Annotated in this window: 10 protein-coding genes; 7 read left to right on the top strand and 3 right to left on the bottom strand. The window is 28.8% G+C overall.

The annotated features are described in order from the left end of the window. Positions 1-265, bottom strand: a 265-nt coding sequence (locus B5G32_RS14420) for an IS1/IS1595 family N-terminal zinc-binding domain-containing protein (protein WP_479684590.1), incomplete at its 3' end; no start/stop codon positions are given. Between the two features lie 511 nt (positions 266-776). On the opposite strand from B5G32_RS14420, the gene B5G32_RS12840 reads away from it, so the two are divergent. The 7 genes from B5G32_RS12840 to B5G32_RS12875 all read left to right on the top strand — a co-directional run bounded on the left by B5G32_RS12840 (position 777) and on the right by B5G32_RS12875 (position 6,273). After that, the gene (locus B5G32_RS12840; protein WP_087936879.1) at positions 777-1,127 is read left to right on the top strand and encodes a hypothetical protein; all 351 of its coding nucleotides are present in this window, start codon (positions 777-779) and stop codon (positions 1,125-1,127) included. Between the two features lie 75 nt (positions 1,128-1,202). Further along, positions 1,203-1,847 (top strand): hypothetical protein, encoded by a 645-nt coding sequence (locus B5G32_RS12845; RefSeq protein WP_087936880.1) that lies wholly within the window; start codon positions 1,203-1,205, stop codon positions 1,845-1,847. Next, complete coding sequence (locus B5G32_RS12850; protein WP_087936881.1) at positions 1,825-2,634, top strand: ATP-binding protein; 810 nt, start codon at positions 1,825-1,827, stop codon at positions 2,632-2,634. The genes B5G32_RS12845 and B5G32_RS12850 overlap by 23 nt, the downstream gene beginning before the upstream one ends. 136 nt (positions 2,635-2,770) lie before the next feature. After that, on the top strand, positions 2,771-3,973 hold the full coding sequence (locus tag B5G32_RS12855) for a Rep family protein (RefSeq protein ID WP_087936882.1): 1,203 nt from the start codon (positions 2,771-2,773) through the stop codon (positions 3,971-3,973). A 219-nt stretch (positions 3,974-4,192) separates the two neighbouring features. Next, positions 4,193-4,399, top strand: coding sequence for an excisionase (locus B5G32_RS12865; RefSeq protein ID WP_087936884.1), 207 nt, complete (start codon positions 4,193-4,195; stop codon positions 4,397-4,399). Between the two features lie 95 nt (positions 4,400-4,494). Further along, a complete protein-coding gene (locus B5G32_RS12870; RefSeq protein ID WP_087936885.1) occupies positions 4,495-5,736 on the top strand; it encodes a site-specific integrase in 1,242 nt (413 codons plus the stop codon). 78 nt (positions 5,737-5,814) lie between these two features. After that, positions 5,815-6,273 carry a DUF4143 domain-containing protein gene (locus B5G32_RS12875; protein WP_255374776.1) on the top strand — a complete coding sequence of 153 codons (459 nt, stop codon included), beginning with the start codon at positions 5,815-5,817 and terminating at the stop codon, positions 6,271-6,273. Positions 6,274-6,433: 160 nt separating this feature from the next. Here the strand turns inward: B5G32_RS12875 and B5G32_RS12880 are convergent, their stop codons facing one another. Beyond that, complete coding sequence (locus tag B5G32_RS12880; RefSeq protein ID WP_087243710.1) at positions 6,434-6,604, bottom strand: HAD hydrolase family protein; 171 nt, start codon at positions 6,602-6,604, stop codon at positions 6,434-6,436. Positions 6,605-6,870: 266 nt separating this feature from the next. Further along, positions 6,871-7,392: an HAD hydrolase family protein gene (locus tag B5G32_RS12885; RefSeq protein ID WP_087936886.1), complete on the bottom strand. Its 522-nt coding sequence runs from the start codon at positions 7,390-7,392 to the stop codon at positions 6,871-6,873. Positions 7,393-7,709: the final 317 nt, after the last annotated feature.

Consider the following 7,709-nt stretch of genomic DNA (forward strand, 5'->3'; position numbering starts at 1 on the left):
ATCTCTTGCAGATGTTGCAATAATATCTTTGAATACCATTTTTGGTAAAGCCTTTTTTCTTAAAATCAGTGGAGGCACATCTTTTGCAACATGTCACTTCATAGGAATTAAGCAAATCAACCTCCATTGTTTCTTTAATAAAAGGATGCTTATAATCATAGGAATCTAGATATTTGGATTTGATAAAAGTCTCCATAGGAGATAAGCTAGTATTGCAGTCCCATGGAGTCCTCTTTCTAGAATGATTCTTGTATTGAGTTGTCATATGTGGAAGTCCTCTCTGCTTAAGCGAACAGTTGTGCAGAGGACTTCCACATCACAATTGCACAGCTGCTCGCCTAAGCATAATTGTTAGTGCTTTTATCGCACATCTATTATACTATTTACAGGCTCACTGTGCAAATAAGGATTTTTTTTTTAATACTTCATTTTTTCTATATAGCAAGTGCTGTTTATAGACAGTAAGCATTAAGTCAACATACTGTAATTTTAAAGAATCGTCTAGATTATCTAAGGTTGATTCAATCAAATTTTTGCTTGTCATTTTGACTACTTCCTTTCTGTAAAATTCATTTACATTATAGATGAATTTAAATTTATATGTAATGCGTTCTAAAATTATTTTATCGAATTTTTTTAAAATGACACCCCCTTATGTCAAAAATGATAGGTTATTATAATATCGTAGTCTACAGGTAACGAAAAAACCTATTTGCTTGAAGTCGTGAATCAAGCAATAAATCACCAAAAATTTTTGTAAAAAGGAGGAGTATAATATGTCTCTTTTAACAACGTATTTTGTGAATTTAGATTCATTGGGTATACCCAATGATTACGGTTTGAAAAGATGTTCGCCCAAGTATAAATATGTTGATGGCGAGAAGACTGAAGAAGTTGAAGCTATTAAGTATACTGTAGTAAATTCGATAACTTTAGATACAATGAATATTTCGGTCAACCACAAAAAAGCATTATTCAGCATTGATGAGATTGAAGATGCAATTAATAATAAACAAATTATTAAAGTATCATTTATTAATGCAAGAGTAAGAGCGTATTACAATACCTTTTCGAAAAAAGTCGAAGACAGTATTATAGCAGATGATATCAAAATGATAAGTAAGTAAATTTTATTTAGATGAGTATAGGATGAGATTATTCTCATCCTTACCATAAAGAATTGTATTAGGAGGAAATAGTAAATGAATATAATTAGTCTTTTAACAATGGTGTGTCTTATCTTACTTATATTGTTAATGAGTAGCTTTTCTTTAGCATATTCACGTAGTGTCATGTCGAAATGTAGTATAGAAGAAGCTTTAGATTATTACAAGTCTATCGTTAAGAGATTTATAAAATCTTTTTTTGGGGTAAGTAAGAAACAAGAGATATGTCTTAAAATCGGCATAAATGAACAAGGGTTCTTTACAAAAGAAAATATTTTAGATATTTTCAAGGATTTTAATCAACTATTTCAGATATTTAAACTAGCAAAAATGCCTATAGAAAAATCAAACTACATAATTTACACATTTTGCGCTCATAATTTGGAAAGTGTAAATGATGAGATATTAGCAGAAAAATTTATCAAGCAAATTGTAGAATCAATTATTCAAAATATTTTTATTGATTACAATGTTAATCTAGATGTATGTGGATTCGCAGGTGTTAATTATGATATGGATAAAGGAATTTTAATAATTTCTATTGCAAAGAGTCCTCAAGGAATACAGGAAGTAGGAAATTTTGAAATCAATATGGATAGATTAAAAAACAAAAAAAGAGAGAATAAATCATTTAATGATGATATAAAAGAAAGTTGGAATGATGATAAAAAGCTCAATTGATATAAATTTTGGATACAATCTTGATTGCTGGAAAAAGTATGGTGTAAAGATTCCTATACAGATTGATATGGAATCAGCACCACATATACTGATATGTGGCAAGAGTGGATGCGGAAAGAGTACATCTCTATTCTTTCTTCTAAAAGAGATTTTAACAAAATCACAAGATGTAAAGGTATTTTTCTTAGATTTTAAAAATTCAGCAGATTTTCAATTTTTAGAACCATATAAGCATTTTTATGCGGCAGATAGATGTATTGAAGGATTATTGGAATTCTACAATGAGTTTACCGAAGCACGAAAAAGTAATGTTAAGAATATACCTAGATACATCTTGATATTTGATGAATACCCCAGTTTTTTGAGCTATTTGAAAAATAAGTATGATACCTCAAAAGATAAGCTGTCTAAAAAAGTTATGGGAATTATATCAGAAATACTGATGCTTGGTAGAGGAACAGCAAATGGTTTCGGGCTAATCATGATATGTCAAGTCCCATATAGCCATTACTTTGAGGAGTCAAGAGATAATTTTCATGTCCGAATCAATTTGTTGAAGCCATCTTCTGAATCCAAACGTATGCTATTTGGAGATGAAGATATAGATATGTCAAGAAGATATTCAAAAGGTGAGGGTATTCTACTGTCAGATGCCACTGGAGTACAGTATGTTAAGTTTCCAAAGATTGATGGGATTGATGAGTGGAAAACAAACATTCTAAAGTGTTTGCTATCCTTTGAGGAAAAGCATAAAGCTTTGACGAAAAAGGATCAGCAACATCTTTAGATGTATTGAATTATACGTATAAATGTATAAAATCATCAGTACACCATTATAAAAGGTTTACCGAGAGGGGTAGGGCTTGTCCCCTCTCGTATATTAGAGTATAAGTCGTATATCGTATAAAAAGTAGGAGAATATTATGGCAACAAGTTTTAGAAGATGTGAAATTGTTTCACAAATAGAAGATAAAAATGGGAATACATTGTTTGATTTGGATAATATGATGAAAGTGCTGAATGAAAAAATGTATATAAAACGTTATGCATATATATTTCATGATAAGGATACTGATAAGGATGGTAATTTGATTAAAAGGCATATTCATTTGATTTTGGAATTTACCAATCCAATGCCAACAACTAATATTGCTAGTGTTTTTAAGGTCAAAGAAAATTTCATTGAAAGGATAAAGTCAAAAAAATTTGAAGACAGCTTTAAGTATTTGATGCATCTCAATGCACCCAACAAATATCAATATAGTATTGATGAGGTTTTTTCAAATTTCAATATAATAGAAGCTATCCAAAAGAAAGATGATAAAGAGCTTCTTAATGAAATAATTGATAAGATACTGATAGGTGAAATACGTGAATATGAAAAGACACTCGTTATTGATGCAAAATTCTATACTTTTCATAAGAGAATTATTGATGAGGCATTTAAAACCTATAATGACCATAGACGTAATACAGAAACATCAAGAAATCAAACTGTAATCTTTATTACTGGTGAAGCAGGAGCGGGAAAAACAATACTTGCAAAGAAGATTTGCGAAAATATGGAATTGGTATATTTTATAAGTTCGTCTTCAAATGATGTTCTTGACGGTTATAGTTCTCAACCAGCAATTATCTTAGATGATTTGCGACCATCTGCTCTAAGTTTATCAGATATCTTAAAATTTTTAGATAATAACAGCAGTACGTCAATTAAATCACGTTATAAAAATCCTTACATTAACTGTGAGTTAATAATTATAACAACAGTTCTCGACATTGATACATTTTATAGAAATGTATTTTCCGAGGAAAATGAAAGTTCGATACAGTTTAAAAGAAGATGTCAAATTCATATCAGAGTTACAAATAAATATATATATACATCATACTGGAATTCAAAAGAAAAAAAGTATTCTGATGAGGTCATTATGAAAAATGATTTGATTGAAAAATTTGTTGAAAAGCAAATATCGGAGTCTGTTGATGATAAAATCAATGAATATATGCCATTTTTACATAAACTATCAGAAGAAGAAATAGAAATGGCACATAAGGAAGAACCCTTTTTCAATATGAGAAGACTCAGTGATGAAGAATTTGAAAGACTAATGAGAGGTAAATAGGTATGTGTGAATATAGTTTATGGAGAATCAAGAGAATACTTAAAGAGATTTATAACTGTGAACTTCGTCTCAATATTAAATCGCAATCATACAAGGCTAATCGTTATCGTAAATGCAAGTTGTATGACTTAGTCAATATTGATACAGGTGAGATAATTGAAACAGGTGTAACTATTAAAGCGTTTAATAAGGTTTTTAAAGAGGAAGGCATCCCTTTATATGACAAAAAATCAAAATCTAAAAATAAGTGATAAGTTTTTGCTCACACCTGATGAAGCCAGTGAATATTTCAATATTTCAGCGAACAGATTAAGAAGATTAGCAGAATTTAATCCAAATGTAGATATAACTCTTAAAAAGGGTAGTCATATTCTTTTTAAAAAGAAGCAACTAGAAAATTTTATAAATTCATTGAAAGAATTATAGAAATTTGGTCTTTATAAATACTTATATTTTTAGTAAAATTATATATGTATTAGAGACCTTTTTCTTTTCAAAGTAATACAAAGGAGAGAAGAAAAATGTCAGGAAAAAAACGATACGACAATAAAAAAAGATTATTGAAAAATGGCGAAAGCCAAAGGAAAGATGGGAGGTATTGTTACAAGTATCAACAAGGTGGAAAAGCAAGATACATATATAGCAATAGACTTTTACCTACTGATAAGTTGATTAATGGTAAATATGAGTTATCATTGAGAGAAAAAATAGCAAAATTGGAAAAAGATATTGCATATGGTATAGATATTCAAAATGCAAATATGACAGTAAATAAGCTAGTTGAGAAATATATTAGTTATAAAACCAAATCAAGATATGAAACTAAAAGCAAATATGACTATGCTTTGCAATATCTAAGAAATAGTGTTTTAGGTCAAAGTAAAGTTTGTGATGTTAAACAAACAAATGCAAAGGATTGGATCATTGAATTGAGTAACAAAGGACTATCATACAATACAATCAAAATGATTAATTCTACACTTAAAGCCTCATTTTCTATGGCAATTCAAAATGATATGGTCTTAAAAAATCCATTCTCATTTAGATTAAATGAGCTAATAGAATATGACGCCATAGAAAGAAAAGCACTTACTGAAAAAGAAGAGAAAGAACTTCTAAATTTCATAAGTGGTCACAAGCGCTTTAGCAAGTATTATGATTATTTTATTATATTGCTAGGAACTGGATTGAGAGTAAGTGAATTGTGTGGATTAACTGTTTCAGATATTTGCATTGAAAAACGTCTTATCTATGTAAATCATCAACTTGTGATTGAAGGTAACAAAAAGACTTTACAACCACCAAAAACAAAGAGTGGGATTAGAGTCATACCAATGTTAGAAAGTGTCTATCTTGCATTCAAACATATTCTTGAAAACAAAGAAGATTGCATTGAAACAATAGATGGTCATAATGATTTTATTTTCCTCGGCAAAAACAAAAGAGTTGTTACAAAAAGAGATATTTCAAGATGGATATGTAAAATTAGAAACGAATATAATAAAACTCATCAGCAAGAAATATTTTTCACTGCCCACTCTTTACGTCATTCTTTTTGTACACGAATGGCATTAAGAAATATGAATCCAAAGATTTTAAGTGAAATCATGGGTCATTCAGATGTTATGATAACGCTTTCACTGTACACACATGCAACTTTTGATGTTGTAATATCCGAAATGGAAAGAATTGATAAACAATATCTTGATAATTCTTACAACCAATTTTACAACAAGTCATCTACAAGTTATACCAACTTATAATAAACTATAGCATTTTAATATTTTTAATGAAAACCAAAAAATATTGATATAATCAATATAATACGCATATATAAGCTTATTTTATTTAGTAAAAAAAATAATGCCTCGTATCTGGCCGATACAGGACTGTTTGTTACACTTCAATTTAAGGATAAAGACTTTACAGATAATATTATCTATGAAAAATTATTGAATGACAAACTTTCTGCAAATTTAGGCTATTTATATGAAAATGCAGTTGCACAGATATTAACGTCAACAGGAAATGAATTATTTTATTATACTTTTTCTAATGTTAAGCAAAAGAAAAATTATGAGATTGATTTTATACTATCTAGGAAAAATAAGATTTGCCCTATTGAAGTCAAATCATCAAATTATAAGGTTCATACTTCTATTGATGAATTTTATGTTAAATTTTCTGACAGAATTCTTAATCGCTATATTATTCACTCAAAAGATGTATCTAAAGACAAAGATATATTATGTATTCCATTTTATTTGACACAGTTTATTGCTCAAAAAGAAGATATATAAACTAGGGTATTAACTAAAGGGTCAAATCAAAAATAAGTTCATCTAAAAAAGTAAGATGAATCAATTATTTTGATATAATCAAAAAGGTACCAATTTTCAATTGAACCAGTATCTTAACTTAATCCTTAAAATCTAATATCATTCTTATTGACTATAGTTATCATTTCATAGCTTTGATTTCTTCACCACCACTACCCATGGCTACACCAACGTGGCAATATTCTAACATTGGGATATCAATTTTAGCATCTCCAAAAGCTAGGGTATCTTCTATACTGGCATGAAGATGTTTCAGAAGTTCATCAATTACATGAGCTTGTTGGATGGCAATGGCAGCAGATTCAGGTAATTTGTTTTCATAGTTTCATAATGTTCCATCAACATTAATAAATACGATTTTATTCATTTTTTCACTCGTTTGCTTGATACCTTTATTATAGAAAACAATACACGTAAAGCTATATGCTTTTATGAAATCAAAAAAATATGCAGAAATAAGATATGAACTTTAATTTTCATGAAAAAAATTATCATTTAGAAAAGTATATCTCTCATTATAAAAGAGATATATTTTGCTAAACATATAACAAGAAGTCATCATTCTATTTTGTTATAACATTTTAAATTGGCAATCGCTTCAGCAACACTATGAACATGAAACTGGGTAATATCTTTTAATGTTTGAGGAGCATCAACAAAAGTGATAGGAATATCAACATTTGTCAGCATTGATAAATCATTATAAGAATCGCCAATACCCGCTAAAGAAGTTATTTGATAATAGTCTTTAACTCTTTTTAATGCCTCTCCTTTAGAACAACCCTTTGGCACAATATCAATGGAATCTTTGTTTTGAAAGGCTTCTATTTCTTTAAATGTTTGATTTATTTTTTGTGTTTCTTGTAATGCTGTTGTTTCATCATGAAAAACCAAAGAAATTCCATAAGCAGAATCCTCAAAATCTTGAAGGTCAGATATTAAATAACAATCATCTTCTACAAATTCTTTATCTGTTTTATATATAAGATGATGACTAGCATGAATAATAATCAGGGCATGCTGATTATATTGATAAAATAACTGATGTAGTATTTGATGATCTATAAACTTTGGTGAAATGAAAAACTAAATTCCACTTTGTATATTTAAATTCAACTCTTCTTGTGGGAGTTGAATTTCAAATTGCAAAGTGATTTTTTGTATTATAAAAATCACCTTCAGATATTGATTTTTGACACATCAGGTCTTAAAATGAACTTGTAAGAAGCAATTTGACTTGTTTTTGAGAGTATAGTAAAGCCAGGGTCAAATTTTCTGTTTTTTTTGCAAAGCAAAATTCCACCCCTGATGGTCTTATTTATCTGTACATTATGGGTATCCCTGTGTTTTGTTTATGCTTTATCTTTGAGATAAGAGCGACTGAGTCAGATTGATCT

This window comes from Massilimicrobiota sp. An80 (genome assembly GCF_002159255.1).
Lineage (GTDB): Bacteria > Bacillota_I > Bacilli_A > Erysipelotrichales > Coprobacillaceae > Allocoprobacillus > Allocoprobacillus merdigallinarum.

What these genes read in the sequence shown, in the direction of transcription:
- B5G32_RS12840 (WP_087936879.1), top strand. Translation starts at nt 777, where the DNA reads ATGTCTCTTTTAACAACGTATTTTGTGAATTTAGATTCATTGGGTATA.
- B5G32_RS12845 (WP_087936880.1), top strand. Translation starts at nt 1,203, where the DNA reads ATGAATATAATTAGTCTTTTAACAATGGTGTGTCTTATCTTACTTATA.
- B5G32_RS12850 (WP_087936881.1), top strand. Translation starts at nt 1,825, where the DNA reads ATGATGATAAAAAGCTCAATTGATATAAATTTTGGATACAATCTTGAT.
- B5G32_RS12855 (WP_087936882.1), top strand. Translation starts at nt 2,771, where the DNA reads ATGGCAACAAGTTTTAGAAGATGTGAAATTGTTTCACAAATAGAAGAT.
- B5G32_RS12865 (WP_087936884.1), top strand. Translation starts at nt 4,193, where the DNA reads ATGACAAAAAATCAAAATCTAAAAATAAGTGATAAGTTTTTGCTCACA.
- B5G32_RS12870 (WP_087936885.1), top strand. Translation starts at nt 4,495, where the DNA reads ATGTCAGGAAAAAAACGATACGACAATAAAAAAAGATTATTGAAAAAT.